The 26,240-nt window shown below is 40.7% G+C and carries 21 protein-coding genes; 6 read left to right on the top strand and 15 right to left on the bottom strand.

Translation table 11 applies throughout. The features are described from left to right. Positions 1–103 precede the first annotated feature (103 nt). Entirely contained in the window at positions 104–2,041 is a 1,938-nt protein-coding gene (gene recD / locus NYR63_RS01390; RefSeq protein WP_279457836.1) for an exodeoxyribonuclease V subunit alpha, read from the bottom strand. Positions 2,042–2,162: 121 nt separating this feature from the next. On the opposite strand from recD, the gene alr reads away from it, so the two are divergent. After that, complete coding sequence (gene alr / locus NYR63_RS01385) at positions 2,163–3,287, top strand: alanine racemase (RefSeq protein WP_279457835.1); 1,125 nt, start codon at positions 2,163–2,165, stop codon at positions 3,285–3,287. Positions 3,288–3,372: 85 nt separating this feature from the next. On the opposite strand, the gene sodA is transcribed toward alr, so the two are convergent. Further along, positions 3,373–4,014 carry a superoxide dismutase [Mn] gene (sodA, locus tag NYR63_RS01380; protein ID WP_279457834.1) on the bottom strand — a complete coding sequence of 214 codons (642 nt, stop codon included), beginning with the start codon at positions 4,012–4,014 and terminating at the stop codon, positions 3,373–3,375. A 409-nt stretch (positions 4,015–4,423) separates the two neighbouring features. Between sodA and thrA the strand changes: the two genes are divergently transcribed. From thrA to rho, 4 genes are all read left to right on the top strand, one after another. Beyond that, positions 4,424–6,880: a bifunctional aspartate kinase/homoserine dehydrogenase I gene (gene thrA / locus NYR63_RS01375; RefSeq protein WP_279457832.1), complete on the top strand. Its 2,457-nt coding sequence runs from the start codon at positions 4,424–4,426 to the stop codon at positions 6,878–6,880. Next, positions 6,880–7,830, top strand: a complete 951-nt coding sequence (thrB, locus tag NYR63_RS01370; RefSeq protein WP_279457831.1) for a homoserine kinase — start codon at positions 6,880–6,882, stop codon at positions 7,828–7,830. The genes thrA and thrB overlap by 1 nt, the downstream gene beginning before the upstream one ends. A gap of 214 nt (positions 7,831–8,044) precedes the next feature. Beyond that, positions 8,045–8,995: a cysteine synthase A gene (gene cysK / locus NYR63_RS01365; RefSeq protein ID WP_279457830.1), complete on the top strand. Its 951-nt coding sequence runs from the start codon at positions 8,045–8,047 to the stop codon at positions 8,993–8,995. 198 nt (positions 8,996–9,193) lie between these two features. After that, positions 9,194–10,456: a transcription termination factor Rho gene (gene rho, locus NYR63_RS01360; protein ID WP_005596104.1), complete on the top strand. Its 1,263-nt coding sequence runs from the start codon at positions 9,194–9,196 to the stop codon at positions 10,454–10,456. Positions 10,457–10,503: 47 nt separating this feature from the next. On the opposite strand, the gene NYR63_RS01355 is transcribed toward rho, so the two are convergent. The 9 genes from NYR63_RS01355 to NYR63_RS01315 all read right to left on the bottom strand — a co-directional run bounded on the left by NYR63_RS01355 (position 10,504) and on the right by NYR63_RS01315 (position 21,421). Beyond that, the gene (locus tag NYR63_RS01355; RefSeq protein ID WP_279457828.1) at positions 10,504–13,293 is read right to left on the bottom strand and encodes a lactoferrin/transferrin family TonB-dependent receptor; all 2,790 of its coding nucleotides are present in this window, start codon (positions 13,291–13,293) and stop codon (positions 10,504–10,506) included. A 14-nt stretch (positions 13,294–13,307) separates the two neighbouring features. After that, positions 13,308–14,498, bottom strand: a complete 1,191-nt coding sequence (locus tag NYR63_RS01350; protein ID WP_279457827.1) for a transferrin-binding protein-like solute binding protein — start codon at positions 14,496–14,498, stop codon at positions 13,308–13,310. Continuing rightward, positions 14,480–15,022 (bottom strand): transferrin-binding N-lobe domain-containing protein, encoded by a 543-nt coding sequence (locus NYR63_RS01345; protein ID WP_279457826.1) that lies wholly within the window; start codon positions 15,020–15,022, stop codon positions 14,480–14,482. Before NYR63_RS01345 ends, NYR63_RS01350 begins: the two co-directional genes overlap by 19 nt. Before the next feature lie 214 nt (positions 15,023–15,236). Further along, the gene (locus tag NYR63_RS01340; protein ID WP_279457825.1) at positions 15,237–16,418 is read right to left on the bottom strand and encodes an aspartate aminotransferase family protein; all 1,182 of its coding nucleotides are present in this window, start codon (positions 16,416–16,418) and stop codon (positions 15,237–15,239) included. 13 nt (positions 16,419–16,431) lie between these two features. Further along, the gene (gene argB, locus NYR63_RS01335) at positions 16,432–17,286 is read right to left on the bottom strand and encodes an acetylglutamate kinase (protein ID WP_279457824.1); all 855 of its coding nucleotides are present in this window, start codon (positions 17,284–17,286) and stop codon (positions 16,432–16,434) included. A gap of 29 nt (positions 17,287–17,315) precedes the next feature. After that, a complete protein-coding gene (argC, locus tag NYR63_RS01330) occupies positions 17,316–18,260 on the bottom strand; it encodes an N-acetyl-gamma-glutamyl-phosphate reductase (protein WP_279457823.1) in 945 nt (314 codons plus the stop codon). A 194-nt stretch (positions 18,261–18,454) separates the two neighbouring features. After that, positions 18,455–19,177 (bottom strand): purine-nucleoside phosphorylase, encoded by a 723-nt coding sequence (deoD, locus tag NYR63_RS01325; protein WP_279457822.1) that lies wholly within the window; start codon positions 19,175–19,177, stop codon positions 18,455–18,457. Positions 19,178–19,235: 58 nt separating this feature from the next. Continuing rightward, complete coding sequence (deoC, locus tag NYR63_RS01320; RefSeq protein WP_279457821.1) at positions 19,236–20,012, bottom strand: deoxyribose-phosphate aldolase; 777 nt, start codon at positions 20,010–20,012, stop codon at positions 19,236–19,238. A 140-nt stretch (positions 20,013–20,152) separates the two neighbouring features. Then, positions 20,153–21,421, bottom strand: a complete 1,269-nt coding sequence (locus NYR63_RS01315) for a NupC/NupG family nucleoside CNT transporter (protein ID WP_279457820.1) — start codon at positions 21,419–21,421, stop codon at positions 20,153–20,155. Between the two features lie 212 nt (positions 21,422–21,633). Here NYR63_RS01315 and NYR63_RS01310 point away from each other — a divergent pair, with 212 nt between their 5' ends. After that, a complete protein-coding gene (locus tag NYR63_RS01310) occupies positions 21,634–22,278 on the top strand; it encodes a YczE/YyaS/YitT family protein (protein ID WP_279457819.1) in 645 nt (214 codons plus the stop codon). A 54-nt stretch (positions 22,279–22,332) separates the two neighbouring features. On the opposite strand, the gene NYR63_RS01305 is transcribed toward NYR63_RS01310, so the two are convergent. From NYR63_RS01305 to NYR63_RS01290, 4 genes are read right to left on the bottom strand one after another with little or no spacing between them, the layout of a single operon-like run. Continuing rightward, positions 22,333–22,974, bottom strand: a complete 642-nt coding sequence (locus NYR63_RS01305) for a bifunctional 4-hydroxy-2-oxoglutarate aldolase/2-dehydro-3-deoxy-phosphogluconate aldolase (RefSeq protein ID WP_279457818.1) — start codon at positions 22,972–22,974, stop codon at positions 22,333–22,335. Positions 22,975–22,987: 13 nt separating this feature from the next. Next, positions 22,988–23,932 (bottom strand): sugar kinase, encoded by a 945-nt coding sequence (locus tag NYR63_RS01300; protein WP_279457816.1) that lies wholly within the window; start codon positions 23,930–23,932, stop codon positions 22,988–22,990. 12 nt (positions 23,933–23,944) lie between these two features. Further along, entirely contained in the window at positions 23,945–25,348 is a 1,404-nt protein-coding gene (uxaC, locus tag NYR63_RS01295; protein WP_279457815.1) for a glucuronate isomerase, read from the bottom strand. A 9-nt stretch (positions 25,349–25,357) separates the two neighbouring features. Continuing rightward, entirely contained in the window at positions 25,358–26,203 is an 846-nt protein-coding gene (locus NYR63_RS01290; RefSeq protein WP_279457814.1) for an SDR family oxidoreductase, read from the bottom strand. Positions 26,204–26,240: the final 37 nt, after the last annotated feature.

Below are 26,240 nucleotides of genomic sequence, written 5' to 3'. Positions count from 1 at the left end.
GAGGTGCATTATAGAGAAATTCACATTCCTTGCAAGTACTTTTTACAAAAAAATCTTGAAAAAGTGTTTAAGAGAACAGATTTAATACAATTAGTGCATTATTTTAACCAAACAAGTGTATTAATTGTGCTTTCAATCCGCTTTGGCGTTGAATATTATTATTCACCGCTTGTAGCCAAATCTGTTTTCCTCCGAATAACGTAAAATGTTTTTTAGCTCGAGTAATTGCCGTATAAATTAATTCTTTACTCATAACCGGTGCAAAATGTAGCGGTGTTATCAGTAAAGTATATTCAAATTCCGAACCTTGTGATTTATGAACCGTCATCACATAAGCCGACTCAAACTCCGGAATCCTATTTAACGAAAGACTTAAATACTCATCATCGATTTTCGTGTCAAAATAAACTCTCGATACTTTATTTTCATCCGGTAAGATAATTCCTATATCGCCACTATAAATATGATTTTGGGGAGAGTTTTGCGTAATAAGTAACGGTTTACCGATATAGTAGTTTTTACTTTGTTCTAAAGAAATCAGTTTTGCCACAGCTAAAGCTATTTCTATCCTTTTATTTAATTGTTCTACACCCAATTCGCTTACTCGCAATGCCGATAAAAATCTTACTTTTTGGAAAGCCTTAAAAATTTCGCCGACTGAAACTTCTTGCGGATTGTTAAACCGCAATTTTACTAAAGTAAGGTACTCTTTATATAGCTCTACCGCCTTATCGACTACTTGCTTTACGCAGTTTCGGATCCATTGTTGTTTTTCGGAAAAGTCTGAAATATACGCATATTCAACTAAAGATAGATCCGTGGAACCTTTTGCAAAAAGCTGCCAAGATTCCGCCGCTTGCTTTTCATTAACTAATTTGGCTAACTGCCCGATACCAGAATTATCCGCAAAACGGTAACTTTTTTTCAAATGGCATAGTGAATCACAAATCGCTACCGGTTTTCCTTGCGAAACTAATTGATAACCGGTAACTTGACGCAAATAATCGCAATGTTCTTGGCTATAGCCTTGTTGAATAAATTCTCCTAGCTCTCCCATAATTGCGCCCGCTTCCACCGACGCAAGCTGGTCTTTATCGCCTAAAATAATTAATCGGGTACTCGGCTTTAATGCCGCCATTAATTTTTCCATCAAGAAAAGATCGATCATAGAGGCTTCATCTACGACTAACAGATCAATATGTAGCGGATTTTTTTTGTGATAACGAGGTTCATCGCTTTGCGGACGTATTCCTAATAAACGATGAATGGTCGATGCGATCGTTGGAATATCGAAACTCAAATGAAGTCCGCTCAGACTCAATGAAATGGACTCTTTCAAACGTGCAGCCGCTTTTCCTGTCGGCGCAACAAGTGCAATATTTAGCATCTCTTTACCGCTACGCAGTTGTTTTTCTTGCAAAGCGGCTAATAATTTGGCAACCGTCGTCGTTTTACCAGTTCCCGGTCCGCCGGAAATGACACTAAACTTTTTCTTGATTGCGGTAGCAACCGCCACTTTTTGCCAATTTATCTCATCGGATTTTTCAAATAATTTTTCAATAATCCGTTTATCTAATTCCGTATTTGCAATTTCTTGCGAAAATTCGACCGCTTTGACTAAGTAATTCGCAATATTATTTTCCGCCTGCCAGTAACGATAAAAATAAAGTAGTCCATGCTGAAACAGCATCGGTGCAACTTGTATAGGATCCGAACTAAAGGCAATATGATTTGCTAATACCTTCTGCCATTCAAGCGGTGTAATATTGTCGATTTTTTGCAAGATTTCGCTATGAATATCTCGCTCGCTATTCCTACCGGTTAATCCGAAAAAAGAATGTGTTATATAAGAATCAAGGCGAATAGCGGAATGCCCTTGCATTACCTGAAAAGAAACCAATGCGGCAAGCAGTACCGCCAAGTTTTTTTGTTGTTCGGTATAGGGATGATTTTGCTGTTTACGATCAATCATTTTGGCGAACTGATAATCTAATTCGGAAATCACATTCGTTTCTTTCAAATCGTATAAAAGTGTCAGCATAAAGAAAATCCTCAACGTTAAATCTGTATAGAATTATCCGATGTTCATTATTCGTTGTCCATTTATTCTCATCGGGCGTATAATTATCTTTACTTTCAAATAAAACTATCAACAAAAAGTAATGAAACCAGCAACAGCAACTATTAGCCGCGAGGCTCTCCGTCATAATATAGAACTGATCAAAACTTTTGCACCTCAACAAAAACTCCTCGCCATGATTAAAGCTAATGCCTATGGACAAGGCTTATTACCCGCAGCTAGTACGCTTGCCGATTTAGTCGACGGTTTTGGCGTTGCACGTTTAAGAGAAGCATTGGAAATTCAAGAAACTGGTTATACCGGCAAAATTTTATTAGTTGAAGGCTTCTTTGACCGAGAAGAATTATTAAAAACACTCTCTCGCCGTTTTGATACGGTAGTTCATTGCTTAGAACAGCTTGAATTACTTGAGCAAGTTGCTCAAGAATGGCAACAAGAGCAACAAAAAGGATTCTGGAAACGTAAAGCAAAAATTTATTTCCCAATCAATGTTTGGTTAAAAATTGATACCGGTATGCATCGTCTAGGTGTCCATCCGGAACAAGTTGAGATGTTCTATCAACGCTTAAAAGCCTGTCCATTAGTAGCAAGTATTAGCTTTGTCAGTCATTTTAGCCGTGCGGATGAACCTGATTGTGGTTACACCGAAAAACAAATTGCAATCTTCGAGTCAGCAACAGAACCTTATCCTACCCACGAACGTAGTATTTCCGCATCAAGCGGCATTTTATATTGGAAACAAGCTCATTATGAATGGGTGCGTCCCGGCATTATTATGCACGGTATCTCTCCGCACTATACACCAATCACGGACTTAGGCTTCAAACCGGTAATGACGCTTGCTTCGTCTTTGATTGCAGTAAGAACACATAAAGCAGGCGAACCGGTCGGTTACGGCGGTGCTTGGATAAGTGATAAAGATACCAAATTAGGTGTCGTGGCAATGGGCTACGGTGACGGCTATCCTCGTAACGCACCGGAAGGTACACCTGTTTTAATCAACGGACGAATCGTGCCGATTGTCGGACGAGTTTCGATGGATATGTTGACGGTTGACTTGGGTGCGGACAGTCAAGATAAAGTCGGTGATGAAGTGATTTTCTGGGGCAAAGATCTCCTCATTGAAGATGTTGCACAACATATCGGCGTAATCAGCTATGAATTGATTACTAAACTTACGCCACGCGTGATTTTTGAGTATAAATAATCCAAATAAGAAGCGGTCGTTTTGACAAAAAATCTTGCAAAAACGACCGCTTGTTGACTTATCTAGTATCGAGTAACTTACTCAATTATTTTGCACAACCACAGTGTGAACCATTTTCTTCAAAACGGCGAGCTGCTTCGTCCCAGTTTACCACGTTCCAGAATGCTTTAATGTAGTCTGGACGACGGTTTTGGTAATTTAAGTAGTAAGCGTGTTCCCACACATCTAAACCTAAAATTGGGAAACCTGAAACTCCAGCAACGTCTTTACCCATAATTGGGTTATCTTGGTTTGCTGTTGAAACCACTGCTAATTTGCCGTCTTCAATCACTAACCATGCCCAACCTGAACCAAAACGTGTTGCTGCTGCTTTTTCAAATTCCGCTTGGAACGCTTCTACTGAACCAAAATCACGCACGATGGCATCTTTTAATGCACCTTGTAAAGTTGTACCGGTTTTTAAACCTTTCCAGAAAAGCGTATGGTTTACGTGACCGCCAACGTTGTTACGTACTGCAGTACGTTTTTCAGCAGGCACTTGGCTTAAATCTTTAATTAATGCACCCGGACATTTTTCTAAAAGCTCAGGGTGAGCTTCTAATGCTGCATTTGCGTTATTTACGTATGCTTGGTGGTGTTTTGAGTGATGGATTTCCATCGTTGCTTTATCGAAATGTGGCTCTAACGCATCATAAGCGTAGCCTAACTCTGGTAATTGATATGCCATTTTAGGGTCCTTTTTGTTAGGTGAATAAAAATCGTGTTAAATATACCAAAAATAGGCTTGAGAAGACATCATTTTTTAATCTAAATCAAAAAAATAGAATTTTTCTATCATTTTATGAAACTATTTTTAGTTCCGTCTTTTATTTCTAAAAAAAACAATTGACAAACCAAACACTTTCCCCCATTCTCTCGAATAAGTGAAATATTGATTCAACAATATACAGAGTAACCAGAATTATGGCACGTTTTACAATGATTACCACCACCGGCATGATGACCATTATGTGTAAGGCATAATGCGGGGGTGTGTACCAGTAAAACGGCAAGAAACAGACTAAACCCGCTAACAAGCGGGTTTTTTTATACCTAAATTTGCAAATACTAATATCAAAAAATCATCAGGAGAAATTATGCGAGTTCTTAAATTTGGCGGTACTTCCCTTGCAAACCCGGAACGCTTTATCCAAGCTGCCGACATCATTGAAAAGGCACATTTAAAAGATCAGGCGGCGGGCGTACTTTCCGCACCGGCTAAAATCACCAATCACCTTGTCGCCATTGTCGATAAAGCTATCGCAGGCGAATCTTTCGAAACCAACCTTAAAGAAGCCACCGAAATTTTCCACAATATTATCAATGGGCTCTATGCAACAAATAATAATGTTGATCGTGAAGGCTTATTGGCTTTAGTGGAAGCGGAATTGACCCAAATTCAAGGTGTGGCAAATGAAGCGGCAAAAAGCAAATCATTACCGGATAGTGTTGCGGCGACGATTCACTGTCGTGGCGAAAAACTATCGATTGCGATGATGCAAGCGTGGTTCGAAGCGAAAGGTTATGGGGTAACTCGTATTGATCCTGTTGAAAAATTATTAGCGCACGGCAGTTATTTAGAATCCTCCGTCGATATTGCCGAATCAACCAAACGTGTAGATGCTAATTCTATTCCAAAGAAAAATGTCGTATTAATGGCAGGTTTTACCGCCGGTAATGAAAACGGTGAACTCGTGTTACTCGGTCGTAACGGTTCCGACTATTCGGCTGCGTGTTTAGCCGCTTGTTTAAAAGCGGATTGTTGCGAAATTTGGACGGATGTGGACGGTGTTTATACTTGTGACCCTCGCTTAGTACCGGAAGCGATTTGTTTAGAATCAATGAGCTATCAAGAGGCAATGGAACTCTCATACTTTGGTGCGAAAGTGATTCACCCTCGTACCATCGGTCCGTTAGTCCCGTTAAATATTCCGTGCTTAATTAAAAATACCGCAAATCCTGATGCAAAAGGCACGTTAATTGACGGCAATGTAGCTACTGACGGCTTAAAAGTAAAAGGCATCACTAACCTTGATAACGTTGCAATGTTTAACGTATCGGGTGCCGGAATGCAAGGTATGGTCGGTATGGCGGCTCGTGTTTTCTCAACAATGTCAAAAGCCGGTATTTCGGTCATCTTAATTACCCAATCTTCTTCCGAATACAGTATCAGTTTCTGCGTACCCGCAAAATTCGAGGAAAAAGCGACCGCTTGTTTAAATGCGGAATTTGCTCAAGAGTTAAGTAAAGGCGATTTAGATCCGATTGATATGATCCGTGAGCTTTCTATCATCTCGGTAGTCGGTGACGGTATGCGTACAGCTAAAGGGATTGCGGCACGTTTCTTCTCTTCACTTGCGCAAGCAAATATCAGTATCGTTGCGATTGCGCAAGGTTCGTCTGAACGTTCAATTTCTGCGGTTGTACCGATGAATAAAGCGATTGAAGCGGTTAAAGCGACTCATCAGGGTTTATTCAGTAATAAAAAATCGATTGAAGTCTTTTTAGTCGGCGTGGGAGGTGTCGGAAGCGAACTGATTGATCAAATCAAACAACAAAAAGCGTTTCTGGCAAAAAAGGATATTGAAATCCGTGTTTGCGCATTAGCGAACGCGGATAAAATGTTACTCAATGAGAACGGTTTAAACTTAGATAACTGGAAAAGTGATTTGGAAACGGCAACTCAGCCGTCCGATTTTGACGTTTTATTGTCGTTTATCAAATTACATCACGTAGTTAATCCGGTCTTCGTGGATTGTACTGCGGCACAATCCGTAGCAAACCTTTATACCCGAGCATTAAAAGAAGGTTTCCATGTAGTAACGCCGAATAAGAAAGCGAATACCGGTAGCTATCAATATTATCAAGAACTACGTGCTGCGGCTCGCCAAGGTCAGCACAAATTCTTGTATGAAACTAACGTGGGCGCAGGTTTACCGGTAATTGAAAACTTACAAAACTTGCTTGCCGCCGGTGATGAAGTGGAAAAATTCGAAGGGATTTTATCCGGTTCACTCTCATTTATCTTCGGTAAATTGGATGAAGGCTTAACACTTTCGGAAGCAACTCTAATCGCAAAAGAAAAAGGCTTTACCGAACCGGATCCGCGCGATGACCTTTCCGGTGCGGACGTTGCACGTAAGTTGTTAATTCTTGCTCGTGAAACCGGTTTAGCATTGGAATTTGACGATATTGAAGTGGAAGGCGTATTACCGAAAGGCTTCTCAGAAGGTATGAGCAAAGAAGAATTCTTAAAAGTCTTGCCGGAAATTGATGCACAATTTAATGAACGAGTGCAAGCGGCTAAAGCTGAGGGTAAAGTATTGCGTTATGTCGGTTCGATTACCGGTGATAAATGCCGAGTAGCGATTGAAGCGGTAGATGAAGATCATCCGTTGTATAAAGTAAAAGACGGTGAAAACGCATTAGCGTTTTTAACTCGCTACTACAGCCCGATTCCTCTTTTATTAAGAGGTTACGGTGCCGGTACGGATGTAACCGCCGCCGGTATCTTTGCCGATATTCTACGTACCTTACACGGAGGTTCAAACTAATGACGACATTACGAATTTATGCGCCGGCGTCAAGCGCCAATCTTAGCGTAGGTTTTGACTCTTTAGGTGCTGCCATTTCTCCGATTGACGGCTCGTTACTTGGCGATGTGGTACAAATTGAAGATTGCGAAACGGCTTTTGAATTGGAAAGTGCCGGTTATTTCGTGCGTAAATTACCGAAAGAGCCGCAAAAAAATATCGTTTATCAAGCCTACGTATTATTTAGCGAACGCTTGAAATTACGCGGCGGTTCAGTCAAAAACTTACGTCTTATCCTTGAAAAAAATATGCCGATCGGTTCCGGTTTGGGATCAAGTGCCTGTTCAATCGTTGCGGCATTGGTAGCTTTAAATAAATTCCATGACGAACCGTTCTCAAAAATGGAATTGTTAGAAATGATGGGCGAACTGGAAGGACGAATTTCCGGTTCAATCCATTATGATAACGTTGCACCTTGCTATTTGGGCGGCTTGCAGTTAATGACGCAATCACTCGGTAATATTTGCCAAACCATTCCGTTCTTTGACGAATGGTATTGGGTGCTCGCTTATCCGGGCGTTGAAGTTTCGACGGCGGAAGCTCGTGCTATTTTACCGAAAAACTATACTCGTCAAGATATGATTCAACAGGCGCGTTACCTCGGTTCGTTCGTACACGCTTGTCATACGCATCAAGACATCTTAGCGGCGACAATGATGAAGGATTTAATTGCCGAGCCTTATCGTGAAAATCTACTGCCGAACTTTGCCGAAGTTCGCCAAGGCTGTAAAGATCTCGGTGCATTATCGGTAGGTATTTCCGGTTCGGGCCCGACAATGTTTGCCATTGCGCCGGATTTGGAACACGCTCAAAAATTAGTAGCCTATCTTGAAAAAGAGTATCTACAGAATAACGAAGGCTTTATTCATATCTGTAAAGTGGATAACCAAGGCGCGCGTGAATTGAAATAATTCGCAGTGTATTTAGTCTACTATACAAGCGGTCGGATTTTGCAAAAAAATTGTAAAATCCGACCGCTTTTTTAGTGTGATTCTCCTCGTCTTTTGAACAAGTCAATTTCATATTCCTTTCCGTTATATTAAATGATTTTTCGCCACTAACATCTTTCGGAAAAATATCGTATGCTTGCCGAGAAATCTTAATTCAGACTAAAGGAACAACTCTATGACAATTTATGCAGACAACTCATATACTATTGGCAATACCCCGATTGTTCGTTTAAAAAACTTCGGTCAAAACGGAAATTTATTAGTAAAAATCGAATCTCGTAACCCAAGCTTCAGCGTGAAATGCCGTATCGGCGCCAATATGGTATGGCAAGCGGAAAAAGACGGTATTTTAACCGAAGGCAAAGAAATCGTAGATGCGACCAGCGGCAATACCGGTATTGCTCTCGCTTATGTAGCGGCGGCTCGCGGTTATAAAATCACTCTTACCATGCCGGAAACGATGAGTACCGAACGTAAACGCTTATTACGCGGTTTAGGTGTAAACTTGGTTTTAACCGAAGGCTCAAAAGGTATGAAAGGCGCGATTGCTAAAGCGGAAGAAATCGTCGCAAGCGATCCGAACCGTTATGTGATTTTAAAACAGTTTGAAAATCCGGCGAACCCGGCGATTCATCAACAAACCACCGGTCCGGAAATTTGGAATGCGACCGAAGGTAAAGTGGACGTGATTGTTGCCGGTGTGGGTACGGGCGGTACGATTACCGGTATTTCTCGCTATATCAAACAAGATCAGGGCAAACAAATTATTTCCGTTGCGGTCGAACCGAAAGAATCACCGGTTATTAGCCAAACCTTAAACGGCGAAGAAGTTAAACCGGGTCCGCACAAAATCCAAGGTATCGGTGCCGGCTTTATTCCGAAAAACTTAGACTTAAGCCTTATCGACCGTGTCGAACAAGTTTCAAGTGAAGAAGCGATTGCAACCGCACGCAGAATTATGGCGGAAGAAGGTATCTTAGTCGGTATCTCGTCCGGTGCAGCGGTAGCAGCGGCGGATCGTTTAGCGAAGTTACCGGAATTTGCCGATAAACAAATCGTGGCGATTTTACCGTCCGCTTCAGAACGTTATTTAAGCACCTTATTATTTGAAGGTGTAGAAGTTTAATTTTCTCTTCTTTCTTTAAAATGCCGGTATAACGCCGGCATTTTTTTGTTTAGAAATGCTCGTAAGCGGTCTATTTTTGCAAAGAATTTGCAATTTGGATGATTTTGCTGTATTATTCGCCACGTCTTTTTACGGTATTATCCGTATCTATTTATTCTTAAATTAATCCAATCTTACAATTATCAAGAATTATTTCTTATGCATCTTACTCAATTAAAAAACACTCCTGTATCGGATCTTGTTGCGCTCGGCGAAGGGCAAATGGGCTTAGAAAATTTAGCTCGTTTACGTAAACAAGATATCATTTTCGCCATTCTTAAACAACACGCGAAAAGCGGTGAAGATATTTTCGGTCAAGGTATCTTAGAGATCTTGCCGGACGGCTTCGGTTTCTTACGTTCGGCTGACAGTTCATATCTTGCCGGTCCTGACGATATTTATGTTTCCCCGAGCCAAATTCGTCGTTTCAACTTACAAACCGGTGATAAAATCGAAGGTAAAATTCGTCCGCCGAAAGAAGGCGAACGCTATTTTGCGCTATTAAAAGTTGATCTCGTCAATGATGACAAACCTGAAGTTTCTCGCAGCAAAATCTTATTTGAAAACTTAACCCCTTTACACGCCAATTCACGTTTACGTATGGAACGCGGTAACGGTTCAACCGAAGATTTAACCGCTCGTATTCTTGATTTAGCAGCTCCTATCGGTAAAGGTCAGCGTGGTTTGATCGTCGCACCGCCGAAAGCAGGTAAAACCGTGCTTCTGCAAAATATCGCACAAAGCATTACCCATAATCACCCAGAATGTGAATTGATCGTATTACTGATTGACGAACGCCCGGAAGAAGTCACCGAAATGCAACGTACCGTACGCGGAGAAGTGATTGCCTCCACCTTTGACGAACCGGCGACACGTCACGTACAGGTTGCGGAAATGGTAATCGAAAAAGCGAAACGCTCGGTAGAGCATAAAAAAGACGTGGTTATCTTATTAGACTCGATTACTCGTCTTGCTCGTGCTTACAATACCGTGACCCCTGTTTCCGGTAAAATCCTTTCCGGTGGTGTGGATGCAAACGCATTACATCGCCCGAAACGTTTCTTCGGTGCGGCACGTAACGTAGAAGAAGGCGGCAGCTTAACCATTATCGCGACGGCATTAGTTGATACCGGTTCGAAAATGGACGAAGTTATCTTCGAAGAGTTTAAAGGTACCGGTAATATGGAATTACACCTTTCTCGTAAAATTGCGGAACGTCGTGTATTCCCTGCGATTGAGTTTAATCGTTCGGGTACACGTAAAGATGACTTATTAATGTCGCCGGAAGAACACCGCAATGCGTGGATGTTACGTAAAGTGCTGAATCCGATGGATGAAGTAGCGGCAATGGAATGGTTAATCGATAAACTCGGCGTAGCCAAAACCAACGAAGAATTCTTCGAATTAATGAAACGTTCATAAAAATATTAGGCACTCTTTCGAGTGCCTTTTTCTTATCTACTACTTGGCTAGAATTTAGCTTCTAAACTTAGTACATAATTTCTGCCCGGTGCGGCATAACTTGCATGACCTCGATTATAAACCGGAACCACACTGGTTACAGCGGTTTGGCGAACCGCTTCCCAAGTGCTGTATTTACGATTGGTTAGGTTATAAATACCGCCTCGTACGGTAAAGTGTTTGGCAAACGTATAATAACCGATCACATCATAAATATACCAAGGTCGAGTACGTTGATTCGTCACACCTTTCACCACATCGTCGGTGTAATAAATCGTTCTACCGATTAATTCATCGGCTTTTTTCGCTTTAGAATAAGTTAGAATATAATTCACGCCCCATTTACCGTTCGGCTCATCATAACCCAAACTTGCCACATAACGTTCCGGCTGTATCGCATCTAACACTGGGCTACGAACAAACACATAATTCGGTTTCGTATCGACGTTTTTTACTTTAATACGGTTATAAGCAAGATTTGAATACAAACCGTCCGGTAAAGCAGACCAAATACCATGCCAATTAAGTTTACCTAATAGATTTACCCCATTAAGATTAATCGATTGGAGATTATAAAAGCCATGAATACCTTCAAGCCCTTTTTCTCTCGCACTGACAATCAAATCTCTATAGCGGTTATCAAAATAACTGACTTCCAATACACCGAAATCACCGTTAAAAGCTACACCGACTTCTTGGTTAAGTGCCTTTTCCGAAGTTAATTTCTTTTTAAGCAATGCTCTACGCCAATATTTGCTATCATTGGCTCCGGGAACACGGCGACCGAACATTTCATCAAATGACGGTATTCTAAAACCGTTTGAAACACGATAAGACAGTGCAATATGTTCTATCGGTCGCACAGTTAAACCGGTATTCCATGAAAAGTTTTTATGCTTACCGGCATCTATCCAATCATCATCCGATTTAAAGCGATGATAGTCATAACGTGCACCTAAACCTAAATCCAGTTTATCACCGATGAAAATACGATCCGATAAACCAATCGCATAATGTTGTCCTTTGGTAATATGTGCCGAACAATCGGTAAAATCTTTGCGTTTTTCATAATTCGTATCGGACTTACAATAACTATCACGAACGACGATTGCTTGTCTTTTCCCAATAATTCTCGGGTATTTATAAGTACCGCTATTGTAATAGCCGACATCTTTATCTCGATTTCCTACGTCATAATACGGATGTTCCGATCTATCATCTTTAGAATAGACTAAATAAGTACGTTCGAATTGATCTCGCTTATGGTTAGAACGCATACGATCATAACTCATTAGTAAATTAAATAAGTGTTGCGTTTTCCCGATTTCCAAATCCTTTTCAAAAGAAAGTTGGACTTGTTTATGACGTTCCTTATAAATATTACGTTCATAATTGGCATTAGAATCACGCTTATCCGGTGTTACCTTACAATTTTTATCAATGTATGGATATCGACTGCAATTTAAATTATGCACCTTAGTCAGTAAACGAATATCTTGTTGGTCTAAATTGAGATTTAAGCGGTCAAAGATACCCTTATCGTTCTCAGACTTATATTGATAACCAAACCCTAAGCGACGTTTCGTATGCCGTTCGTCAAAGAATCTTGCTTGGCTCCAATAAGCACTTTGTACTAAACTAGGATTAAGCGTATTTCCGTAACCAATCGCTTGAGTAGGATCATCCGGATAAAAGTTTCTACCGAATAACGAGTATGCTATCTCTGTTTTTCTAGGATCCAATTGTCCTTTACTATTTCGCTCTAAACCCGCATATTTCTCCTGCGTCATGTCTTGTATATCATAACGTTGTTTAGTTTGCTCAAATACGGCATTTACCGAATGTTTCGGGGAAAAATGGTAAGCTAATTTAAATAACCAAGAACCCGACTGATATTTCATAGGATTCGGCGCAATACGTCCGTCACCGGTATAATCTTTCGCATTAACCGAATCCTTTACTACTTTCGCCCCTCGCACAATCGGACGCGGAACACAGCCGGGATTACTCCCCTGTCCGGTCGGACATTCGTCTTGAAAGACGAACCAGTTATCCCTTTGATTTTTATCTAAATTGAGATCCTTCGGTACAACGCGGTAGAAGGACTGCCTTACATTAGTGGCATCTTTATGGATTTCCGTTTCTTTGCCCTTTCGATGCGTATATTGCACCAGTGCTTCAAATCCACCGGAACGACCGGCAAAACTAAGCGATTCACTAAATTGCTTATTTTTACTCACATAAGCTGTTTTACTGTCTAATCCCCAATTTTGTCCTTCTTTGATAACATCATCCGGATTTTTAGTACGGAAACCGACAGCGCCACCTAAGGCACCGCTACCGTATTCTTGTGAGCTTGCTCCTTTACTAAATTCAATCGAACGAATATTTTCATATTCAATTTCATTAATTGCTCCGCCTTGCGCAAGCGGCGAGATGCTTTTATAGGACTGAATTTGCGGTAGCCCGTCCACCAGTAATGCCACACGATTGCGATCCACCCCTCGAATCGAATAACCGCTACTTGCGCCTCGTCCTTGTTCAACCACTGAAATACCAGGATCATAACGGGTCAGATCTCGAATATTTTGTACCTGTTCTTTATCAAGATCCTTACTGGTTTTGGTAACTTTACCTAAGCCGGTAACTTCATTTTGTCGGCGGTGTACTTCCGTTTTGGCTTTGACCGTAACGGTATCTAATTCCGTTTCATTCTGCTTTGCATAAGTTTGTGCGGATAAAATCAGGAAAGCGGATTGAATTGCGATATAACTTAAACTTAATTTAAATTGCTTCACTCTCTACCTCTCCCCTATTTCTTCTCGACTTGACGTTTTGCACCGAATACACCGGCTGCTTTATCCTGACTTTGTTCATTGCTCAAGAAACTACCGCCGATCTCTGATGCCGTCTTACCATAAAAACCGCCTGATACTTTGCCCTCAACATGGTAAGTTTTTCCTTCGGCAGTAAAACCTTCGCTTAATGTTTTTACTACACCGGAAAAACCGTTTTTCTCTATGACACCTTCTTGAAGCGACAATACGGTTCCACTAACCGGCCCGCTACCAAAACCGCCATTCACTTTTTTATCTGCAAAATTCACTTCTAAATATACTGCGCTATTTTCCGGTGCTTGCCATTTCGAGCTATTATCTTTGCTGCCGATTTGCCCCTGCCAACTGCCCTTATATGCAAATACTCCCGATTTCGGAATTGCATTGACTGCGGTACGTTCGCCGGTTATATATAATTTTTTCCCCTCGCCCGCTACTTCAAAGCTACCGAATTTAACGTCCGCCAAGTTCTCACAACAAGCGGTCACTTTTACCGATTTATTTGCCAATTGCTGCTCAAAATTTTGTTTAAGTAACGGAATAATTCGCCCGTCAATCACAAGTAAATTCGCTTGCCCGAACGAATCCATTTCAGTTTGTTTAAAGTCGGCTAAATCAATTTGTCGAGCATCGAATCTTGTTTCTGTCGCTGCTTTGCCGTCTTTTTGTTTGGCAGCAAACACGCCGAATAACGATTTATCATTAGCTAAGAATTTCCCTGCCAATTCTTCCGCATTCGGCCCGTAGAATCCTCCCTCTAAAGAATTATTAGCATTTGAACCGAAATAACGATCTTTCGGATCAGTGGCTTTGGCACTACCGCGGAAACGGTTACCAAACAGTTTGCCATCAATATCATATCGTTTAGTTCTTTCTTGTGCTTTACCGCTATATACAGGATGATTTCGATATAACTGACCGGTTATTTCTTTTTTACCAAAATTCACGGTAAATTCACTGGTATGTCCTACTGCACCTTTATTTTTATCATTATTAACAGGTTCATCATAGGAAATCGCACCATAACGATCGCCGACATGAGATTCTTCAAAACCTTGCGCACTGCGTTTATTTACCGCATCGGTGGTGAAATCCCACGTGCCTTCATACTTCACAATTTTATCAACCGGTAATGCTTTAGACGGATTTACGCCTTTGTAGAACACATATCCGACTTTACCGGAACGATATACTTTTTCTTTTTTTCATTTTCCTCTGCAGTAAATCCACCGTTAGCAAATACGAAACCGGAACGGACATAGTCCATATTTCTTGTACGTTGCGGGGATTTGCCGTCATGAGAATAAACTAAGGAAAATTTATCTCCGGAATTTTTTACTGACGGATGATCTTCAATTTCTTTTGCGTGAGGAATATCTTCTAGCTTGCCACTTAAACGATGAACATTTTCCGGTGAAAGATCTGCTCGTTCTTCAGCTTTCGGGAGAATAACACGTCTTGGTATCGCAATTTCCGAACCTAAAGTCGGTTGTAAAAATTCCGGTAATTGTTCGTAAGGTTTCGCTTCGGTAATGTCATCTCCAAACTCTATCGGTTTAGCCTTTTTAGGCTCATATCTCGGCACTTTTTCTTGGGTATTATCTAAGCCAAAGCCACCTTTACCGCCTGAACAGGCGGTCAGTAATGTTGCGGCTATTACTATCGCAATTTGTGATTTTTTCACGTTCATTTAAGTTCTCCTTTATAAATAAGAATAATTATCATTAAAATTATAGCAAATATTTTTAATTATTTTGTAAGAAAATGTATAAATATCTTTTTATTTACAATACATAGACTAAACGCAATAAAAAATCCCCCTAAGTGATTCACTTAGAGGGATTCTGTTTCGCTTAAATATTGTTAAAAAAACTATCCGCAAAAATTCACTAAAATATAACCGCTTACAGACTTTCCAATACGTCTCTTAATACTGCAACCCCCTGCTCAATCTGTTGTTCCGAGATAATGAGCGGCGGCAATAAACGTAATTTTGTCTTGGCGGTAAGCGTTAATACACCTTTCTCTATTGCTTTCGCCACCACATCAGCGGCTTTTACATCGTCTTCAAATTCAATACCGAGCATTAAACCTAAGCCGGAAACCGATTTTACTTTTGGTAAGGTAAGCAATGCCGCACGTAATTTTTCGCCTTTAACCGCAACATCAGCAAGGAATTTTTCATCCATTTTGGCTAACACTGCATTTGCCGCCGCACAACAAACCGGATTCGCGCCGAATGTTGAACCGTGATCACTTTTACTCAACGTATTTTGGCATTTTTCACCCAATACGAAAGCACCGATCGGTAAACCGCCACCTAAACCTTTGGCAAGCGTGATAATATCCGGCTGTAAGCCGAAGTGCTGATAAGCAAATAATTTTCCGGTACGCCCGATACCGGTTTGTACTTCATCAATAATAAAAATAATATCTTTTGCTTGGCAAATTGCTTGTACGCCTTGTAAATATTCGGCATCTAATGCACAAACACCGCCTTCGCCTTGCACCACTTCTAGAATTACCGCACACACATCATTTTGTTCAAGACGTGTATGTAAAGCATTTAAATCGTTAGCCGGTGTATGTTCAAAACCTTGTGTAAATGGGAAAAAGTGCTGATGAAAAACATCTTGTCCGGTTGCAGCAAGAGTTGAAATCGTACGTCCGTGAAATGAATTAACTAAACTGAGTACGGTCGCTCTGCCCTTGCCGTATTTGTCGTGGCTATATTTACGCGCAGTTTTAATTGCCCCTTCATTCGCTTCCGCACCCGAATTGCAAAAAAATACGCGTTTTAGACCGCTTGCCTTCACCAAACTTTTAGCCAGTACAGCAGACGGCTCGGTAAAGAATAAATTTGAAGTATGTTGTAATTTACCCGCCTGAGTGGTTACCGCCGCCAGCCAACTGTCATCCGCCCAACCGAGACTATTTGTCCCGATGCCACTGGTAAAATCTAAATATTGATTGCCTTCGAAATCCCACACGTCACAACCTTTTCCGTGTGAAAGGGCGAGGTTAAATCTGCCGTAAGTTTGAGCGATATAATCTGTATCTAATTGTTTGATGTCGTTGCTATTCATTTTCTCTTCCTAATTATTTTTTATAAAAAAGCGTGCCGTTTTTACCACCGAATAGTGAAACTAAAATGGCGTGCGGTACTCGTCCGTCAATGATGTTTGCCTCAATGCCGCCGGCGTTAATAAAATCGGTACAGCAGGCAATCTTCGGAATCATACCGCCGGCAATAATGCCTTGATCAATTAAGTCTTGTACTTCGCTGACCTCAACCTCCGGAATCAACGTACTTTCATCAAAGCGATCACGTAATAAGCCGGCAATGTCCGTCATACTCACTAATTTCGCTGCTCCTAATGCCATCGCAATTTCACTTGCTGCCGTGTCCGCATTGATATTGTAAGCGACACCTTGCTCATCCACACCAACCGTAGAAATCACCGGAATTAAATTTGCATTTAACGCAAGTTCCAATAATTGAGTATTTACTTTAACAATCTCGCCGACAAAGCCGTAATCTACTTCGCCTTGTAACTTTTCGCATTGCAGCATATTTGCGTCAATACCGCATAAGCCAACGCCTTTGCCCTTTAGCAATGCCACCAAGCTTTTATTCACTTTACCGGCAAGCATTTGTAATACCACATTGATCGTATCTTGATCGGTTACTCGTAAGCCATTGATAAATTGCGGTTCTTTGCCAAGTAATTTCACCCCTTGTGAAATTTCCGGTCCGCCGCCATGTACTAATACTACTTTTACACCTAATTGGTTCAGCAATAAAATGTCTTGCATCACCAATTTTTTTAGATCTTCATTGATCATCGCATTGCCGCCGTATTTCACTACGATAATTTTTTCTTGATACGGAGCAAGATAAGCGGTCGCTTTTTCTAAAAGATTTGCAAAATTTTCAACTTCGTTTTGTAACATTTTAAACCCCAAATAATATCTCACGCTGACTATACGTCTAGTCCGGCTGTTTCTTCACGGCCTAACATTATGTTCATACATTGTACTGCCGCACCAGATGCGCCTTTACCTAAATTATCGAAACGTGCACACAATAACAGCTGTGTTTCATTACCGTAAACAAAGATTTCAAGGCTGTCTTTACCGCTCAATTCATTCGCCGCCAACATTCCGTCTTCAGGTAGCGAACAAGCAGGATGAACCGTAATCAATTTGGAATTTTGATAATACTCGCTGAATAAATTTGCAATTTTTTCAGCAGAATTGACCGCTTGTGAAAGGGCTGAAGCAGGGAGCGGTACAGTCACCAACATTCCGCTGTAATAGTCGGCAACTACCGGAGTGAAAATAGGAGGATGGTTTGAACCGGTAAGCACTTGCATTTCCGGTAAATGTTTATGTTTGAGAGCTAATCCATAAACACGAGGGGCATTGAATTTTTGTTCACGATCCGGATTTTGATATTCGGAAATCATTGATTTACCGCCGCCGGAATAACCGGTGAGAGAATGACAAGAAAGCGGATAATCGGCACTTAACGCACCTTTTTCAATAAGAGGACGAACTAATGCAATATAACCTGTCGCATGACAACCCGGCACGGCAACTCGATTCGCATTTTGAATTTTTTCAAACTGCCCGGAAAGCTCTGCAAAGCCATAAGTCCAATCAGGATTTACACGATGAGCGGTTGAAGTATCACAAATTCTTGCATCCGCCGGCGCATGAGCGACTAATTCTTTCGAAGCTTCATCCGGTAAACAAAGAAAAGTCAGATCCGCTTCCGCGACTTTCGCTACTCTTGCACTGAGATCTTTACGTAATGCTTCCGGTAGGCTTAATAGCTCGATATCTTCCGCACTAGCAAGACGATCAAAAATACGTAAACCGGTTGTACCGACTGCTCCGTCCACAAAAATTTTATATTTACTCATCATAAATCCTTATTACTGTCAAAACATTGAGCATCTTACTCTTATTCAAACAGAATTTCAAACGCAAAACAGAATAAAAATTCATTAAAAATGAATAAACATTCAATTAATTTTAACATTGCCTATCACATATAAAAAATCCTCCGAGATTTTCACCTCGAAGGATTTACAAAATAATTTGGAAAATTGACCGCTTATTCTGCTTGGTCACCGATTAATACAGATTCTAACGCAATCGTGATCATGTCATTAAAAGTTAATTGACGTTCTTCCGATGAAGTTTGTTCACCGGTACGGATATGGTCAGAAACGGTACAAATTGCTAATGCTTTCGCACCGTATTCCGCCGCTACCGCATAAATACCTGCCGCTTCCATTTCCACACCTAAGATGCCGTATTTTTCCATTACGTCAAACATTTCTACATCCGGTGTATAGAATAAATCCGCAGAGAATAAGTTACCTACGCGTGCTGCAATACCTTTTTGTTTTGCCGCTTGAACTGCCGCTAATGTCATATCAAAATCGGAAATTGCCGCAAAATCGTTATCACGGAAACGAATACGGTTTACTTTTGAATCAGTACAAGCACCGGAACCGATGATTACATCACGTACTTTCACATCTTGACGCACAGCACCGCAAGAACCGACACGAATGATTTTTTTCACACCGTATTCGGTAATCAGTTCTTTTGCATAAATTGAGCAAGATGGGATCCCCATACCGTGCCCCATTACTGAAATGCGGCGACCTTTGTAAGTACCAGTATAACCGAACATATTACGGACATCCGTCACTTGCACCGCATCTTCTAAAAACGTTTCAGCGATATATTTGGCACGAAGCGGATCGCCCGGCATTAATACAACGTCAGCAAATGCACCTTCAGGTGCGTTAATGTGTGGAGTAGCCATTTTGTTTTCCTCTATTACGCTATAGTTTATAAAAATTAATCAATTTATACTGTTTATCTTAGTAACCGCTTACTTCTTGATTTGCTTGGCCATTTAAAGCTGCTAACAAGTTTGTTAATAAACTTGAAGCACCGAAACGGAAATGAGCCGCATTTACCCAATCTTTGCCTAAAATCTCTTGAGCAAGCACTAAATATTGTGCCGCTTCTTGTGCTGTTTTTACGCCGCCCGCCGCTTTAAAGCCGACGTTATCCGCAACATTTAAATCACGAATGGTTTCTAACATAATGCGTGCCGATTCTAAAGTTGCATTTACCGGCACTTTACCCGTTGAGGTTTTAATAAAATCCGCACCGGCTTTAATTGCAATCTCACTTGCTTTACGAATTAATTCAGCGGTTTTCAGTTCCCCGGTTTCAATAATTACTTTCAATAATACGTTTGATGCTTGGCAGACCGCCTTACATTGTTGAACTAATTCAAAACCGATTTGCTCATTACCCGCCATTAATGCTTTGTAAGGGAATACTACATCCACTTCATCCGCACCGTAAGCCACAGCAGCTTTGGTCTCCGCAACTGCGATTTCAATATCATCATTACCATGCGGGAAATTAGTTACCGAGGCAATTTTAACTTGCTCCGTACCTTGTGCTTTTAGCGCTTTACGAGCAACCGGCACAAAACGCGGATAAACACATACTGCTGCCGGCGTACCGAATTCCGTCTTACCTTGCTGACAAAGAGAAATTACTTTCTCATCCGTGTCATTGTCATTCAACGTAGTTAAATCCATCAAGGATAAAGCGATTTTTGCCGAATCTTTTAAACTCATACGAACCCCCGTTTTACTTTTGTAAAAATATAGAAAAATTAGACCGCTTGCATATTAGATTAAGTCACGCAAACGTTTACTTCGTCCTAAAACGACAACACCACTGTTTCCAGTGGTGTTATTCATTAAATCATTGGCGATTACATTACCGCTCCGCCGATACCGATAAATAAACCGGCAATCGCTGCACTCATTAAGTTAGAGAGCGTACCTGCAATAACAGCTTTAACCCCCATACGAGCCACATCACCTCGGCGACTTGGCGCCATACCGCCTAAACCGCCGATTAAGATTGCGATTGAACTTAAGTTGGCGAAACCACATAAGGAGAAAGTAATGATTGCAATCGTTTTCGGACTTAAGGCTACCGTTGCTTCAGGTTTTAAGTAGTTCACGAAATCCGCATAGGCAACAAATTCATTTAAAATTAATTTCTGACCGATTAATGAACCTGCCACTTGAGATTCTGCACCCCAAGGCACACCGATTAACCATGCTAAAGGTTGGAACACATAACCGAACAATGATTGTAAGGTTACATTTTCATAACCGATAAGTGAAGAAATTCCGCCGATAAAACCGTTAAGCATTGCAATTAATGCGATAAACGCTAATAACATCGCACCGACGTTCATTGCCAATTGCATACCGGAGAACGCACCGACCGCCGCCGCTTCAATCACATTCGAAGGTTTTTCTTCAATATCATCATCACTTAATTCGTCTTTAAACTGCTCTGATTGCGGGTGAAGAATTTTAGCGAATAATAAACCGCCCGGAGCCGCCATAAATGATGCCGCAATTAAATACGGAAGCGGTACGCCCATACCCGCATAACCAATCATTACCGCACCGGCAACCGAAGCTAAACCGCCGCACATTACTGCGAATAACTCGGAATTGGTCATTGATTTAATATAAGGTTTAACTAAAAGAGGCGCTTCCGTTTGACCGACAAAGATATTTGCCGCCGCAGACATTGATTCTGATTTAGATGTACCTAATACTTTTTGTAACGCACCGCCGAGGATACGAATAACAATCTGCATGATACCTAAATAATATAGTACGGAAATGAGAGATGAGAAGAAAATGATCGGAGGAAGTACTTTTAATGCGAAAACGAAACCGCCGCCACCGAATACTTCAAACATTTTATCACTTACCAAGCCGCCGAATAAGAAGCTGATACCGTCGTTACCGTAATTGATAACTTTACTCACACCTTCTGCTGCAGCTAATAAACCCTGACGACCGGTTTCCCAATAAAGAATGATCGCTCCAATCCCAACTTGTAGAACCAATGCTCCGATTACCGTACGAATACTAATAGCTTTGCGGTTATTTGATAATGCAAAGGCAATCAGTAAAAGCACAACAATACCTAAGATACTATTTAACGCACTCATTTGAAAAACCTCAAAAATGAAAAAAGAATAACAAATACCGTTATACAAAACAGTAAGTAAAAAAGCATAATTACTATACCTTTTTTTACATAAAAAATCTCTAAAAATTTACAGCTAGAATATTTCAAAATTGAGAGATTGATCACATTATCATTATTTAAAATCATATAAATAGATATAATTACCCTATCTTATTCTCTATGGCTTTATTTATGTTAAAAAAATCACCGATTCCACTTATGCGTTGGTCTGCCACACACCAATGGGAACTTCGTTTTGATACGATTCTCATTCTCTCATTGACGATGATTTTCATTGGTATCGCAGAGGGATTGCTTATTTTAGCGAATTTAGGCGCAACGCCTTGGACGGTATTATCGCAAGGCTTAGCCTTACAGCTGGATATATCTATCGGTACATCTATCGCGCTAATCAGCTTTTTAGTGTTATTACTGTGGATTCCGTTTAAATTACGTTTTGGTTTAGGAACATTGCTGAATATATTTCTAATCTCATTATTTGCCGATATTTCCGTCAATTTTCTTGAAAAACCAGAGACACTCGTTTTCAGAATAATCTATATTCTGATTGCGATTATCATATTTGGGGTCGGTACGGCGATTTATTTATCGTGCCGGCTAGGTGCCGGGCCAAGAGATGGATTAATGGTAGGAATTTGTTTACGTTACGGTTGGAAAATCAGTATAGTCAGAACACTGATTGAAATTTTCGCCTGTGTTGTCGGTATTCTGCTCGGCGGTACATTTGGGATCAGCACTATCCTTTTTGCAATAAGTATCGGCTGGCTTATTCAGCTCACTTTTTCGGTTTTAGTTCGTTATTTTCAAGCGGTCTGATTTCGCACATTTTTTGCCCAAAACAGCGAGAATCAAACCGCTTGCTTTGTGTAACTAAGCGTGCGTTAATGTCACAGCTTCTCGTACTAATCTACCGATTTCATCCCAATTCTTCGCTTGAATCAAAGATTTCTCGACAAACCAAGAACCACCGCAAGCCACAATATTCGGAATGGCGAGGTAGTCCTTGATATTGCTCGGGCTAATGCCGCCGGTCGGCATAATTTGCAGATTAGAGTAAGGTCCCAGTAAGGCTTTAATCATTTTCACGCCACCGCTAGCTTCCGCCGGGAAGAATTTAACCGCTTCAATGCCTAACGCCAATGCCGCTTCAATTGACATCGGGTTATTCACCCCCGGGGTAATCGGGAAATCTAAATCTTGGCACAGTTTCACGATAGTCGGATTAAAGCCCGGTGTCACGACAAAATCCGCACCGGCATTTTTCGCTTTGACCACTTGCTCGGCGGTTAATACCGTACCGGCGGCAATCAATACGTCCGGATAATGCTGGCGTACTAAGCGAATCGCCTCTTCCGCCGCAGCCGAGCGGAAAGTAATCTCCGCCACCGGTAAACCGTTTTCCGCTAACGTCTTAACTAACGGTAAAATATCTTCCGCTTGTTCTACCGCAATTACCGGCACGACTTTTACCTGACGAAGTTTTTCAATTATTTGTGCTGTTGTATATTTCATCATCTGTTCCTTACTACATCGAATTAAATTGAGCGAGTAAATGAGCTGTCGCCGATTTCTCAATAATTGCGCCTTTGTGTTGAATGACAATACCGGCTAATTGATTACCTTGACGACAGCACACTTCTAGCGGTTTATCTTGTAAATAACCGGCTAAGAATCCGGCATTAAAAGAATCCCCTGCAGAAGTGGTATCTACAACGTGTTCCACCGGAGTGGTCGGCGCAGTCGTTTGTTGCTGATACTCACAAACGACTGCGCCGCGACTACCTTGTTTTACTACGATTTTAGCAATCCCGTAAGCCGATAAACGCGCAATGGTCTGCTGTTCGTCCTTGTCTTGCCATAACATCGCTTCATCATCAAACGTCACTAAAGCCACATCAACTAACGGTAATAGAGCTTTATAACAAGCTTGTGCCTGTTCAACGCTTTCCCAAAGCTTAGGACGGAAATTACTGTCAAACGCAATTTCAACTCCCGCTTCTTTTAATGCCGCTAAATAAGTAATCAATAACGCTCGGTCAATTTCCGGTAAAATAGCTAAAGATATGCCGCTTAAATAAATCATATCTACCGAATCCAGCTCGCTTAATACTTGAGGAAAATTCGGATGCTGCAATAAATAACGGGCTGCCGATTGATTACGCCAATACAAAAATGTTCGTTCGCCTTGCTTATCTAATTGAATTAAATACAACCCCGGCGAACGCTGTTCGTCTTTTAACACCCATTGAGTATTAATGCCGTCTGCTTGCCAATAAGCCAACATTCCTTGACTTAATTTATCTGTCCCTAAAGCAGACACGTAGCACACTTGAAGCTTTTCGGGAGCGGAGACTCGTGCCAAATAGGTTGCCGTATTGAGCGTATCGCCGCCATAAGTCTGGCGCATTTGCCCAAACGGCTCCCCATTCAGCTCTATCATGCACTCCCCTAAAAGGGCTAGTTTTTTCATCTTTTTTACCGATTATTTGAAATAATTTTTTGCATTATGGTAACAAATGTTTTTGACCATATTCCCCAACAACTCAATATCATTCGGAGCTTCACCTTTTACCACCCAAGTCCCGATCATTTCACATAAAATACGGCGGAAATATTCATGACGAGTATAAGATAGGAAGCTTCTAGAATCGGTAAGCATACCAACAAATTGACTTAACAAGCCTAGTTGAGAAAGCTGTTGTAGTTGTCTTTCCATTCCATCTTTTTGATCATTAAACCACCAGCCTGATCCGAACTGAATTTTTCCTGCAATCCCACCTGTTTGAAAATTACCGATCATCGAAGCAATCATCTCGTTATCACGAGGATTTAAACAATATAAAATTGTTTTTGGTAATTGATTGGTTTGATCCATTGCATCTAATAAATGAGAAAGCTGTGAAGCATAAGTAAGATCTGCAATTGAATCAAAACCGGAATCCGCACCAAGTAATTTAAACATTCTAGTATTATTGTTACGTAAAGCTCCGATATGCATCTGCATTACCCAATTACGCTTACAATATTCAGTTGCCAGCCATACTAAAACGGCAGTTGTAAATTGAGCGATTTCTTGTTCCGAAAGCGGTTTATTTTCTAATCTTTTTTGCAAGATTTGATCTAATTTCGCTTCATCGGGAATTGGAGAAAATCGTAGCACTTCAATGCCGTGATCCGCAGATTTACAACCATTCGAATCAAAATGTTCAACTCGTTTTAGTAATGCTTTTTTCAAAGCGGAGAATGAATTAATTTCAATATCGCTCACTCTACCGAGTTGTTTGATATAATCATTAAATGTAGGTAATTCGATTTTAAACGCTTTATCCGGTCTGAAACTCGGAACAACCTCAATATCAAAATTAGGGTCATCTTTAATGATTTTATGGTATTCCAAACTATCAATAGGGTCATCCGTTGTACCGGATAGCTTAACATTCATTTGTTGCATAATGCCTCGAGCAGAAAATTCAGGCTGTTGAAGCATTTCATTACATTCATCCCAAATTTGTTTTTCCGTTTTCGGGCTAAATAAAATATTCGTCAAACCAAACGGACGACGTAACTCTAAATGTGTCCAGTGATAAATCGGATTGCCGATACATTGGGGAACCGTTTTCGCCCATGCCTGATATTTTTCATAATTGCTCGCATTACCGGTAATTAATTTTTCGTCAATACCGGCCGAACGCATTGCTCTCCATTTATAATGATCCCCCTCTAACCAAATTTCAGAGAGATCTTTAAATTGTCGATTTTCGGCAATCTCTTTTGGCGAAAGATGGCAGTGATAATCAAATATAGGCTGATCTTTTGCATAACTATGATATAGCTCACGAGCAATATCATTAGATAATAGAAAATCTTCACACATAAATTGTTTCATTGTTTCCCCCTACACTCCACTATATGCAGAGAAACCGCCGTCAATCGGTAATACAACGCCGTTAATAAAACTCGCATATTCTTCATCCATTAAGAATAGAATTCCTCCCATTAATTCATTTGCTTCACCAAAACGCCCCATTGGAGTATTAGTGAGAATCTTATGCGCTCTTGGTGTAGGGTTTCCTTGCCCATCAAATAATAAGCCGCGATTTTGATTACTTACTAAAAAGCCCGGAGCGATGGCATTACAGCGAATACCTACGTGAGAAAAATATACCGCTAACCATTGTGTAAAATTACTAATTGCCGCTTTTGCACCTGAATATGCCGGGATTTTTGTTAATGGAGTGTAAGCATTCATGCTTGAAATATTAATGATATTTGCACCTTTCTTACCGATCATATCTTTCGCAAAGACTTGGGTCGGTAATAATGTTCCTAAGTAATTCAAGTTAAAAACAAATTCAATACCTGATTTATCTAATGAAAAGAAAGATTTTGTGGTATCCGGTAAATCAAACTCGTGGAATTCGTTATCAGTAGTTGCTTTCGGATTATTCCCTCCCGCTCCATTAATTAAAATATCGCAAGTTCCCAAATCCCGAGCAATTAAATCACGAGTAGTTTTAATACTTTCTAGCTCTAAAACATTAGTCTGATAGGCTTTTGCAATATAGCCTTCTTGATTAATTTCATCTGCATAATTTTGTGCCGCTTCCAAATTGATATCCAATAATGCGACTTTCGCACCGGTTTTAGCAATTTCCTTGGCAAAATAAGCACACAGTACACCACCGGCACCGGTAATAACGACAACTTTATCTTTAAAATTATGATTTCTTGCTAATGACATATCTAAATTCTCCCGAATATAATTTACAAAAAGAGAG

The organism is Actinobacillus genomosp. 1, assembly GCF_029774175.1.
Taxonomy (GTDB): Bacteria; Pseudomonadota; Gammaproteobacteria; order Enterobacterales; family Pasteurellaceae; genus Actinobacillus.
Note: the sequence above shows the minus strand (reverse complement) of the source record. Positions and strands in the feature narration are given on the sequence as shown.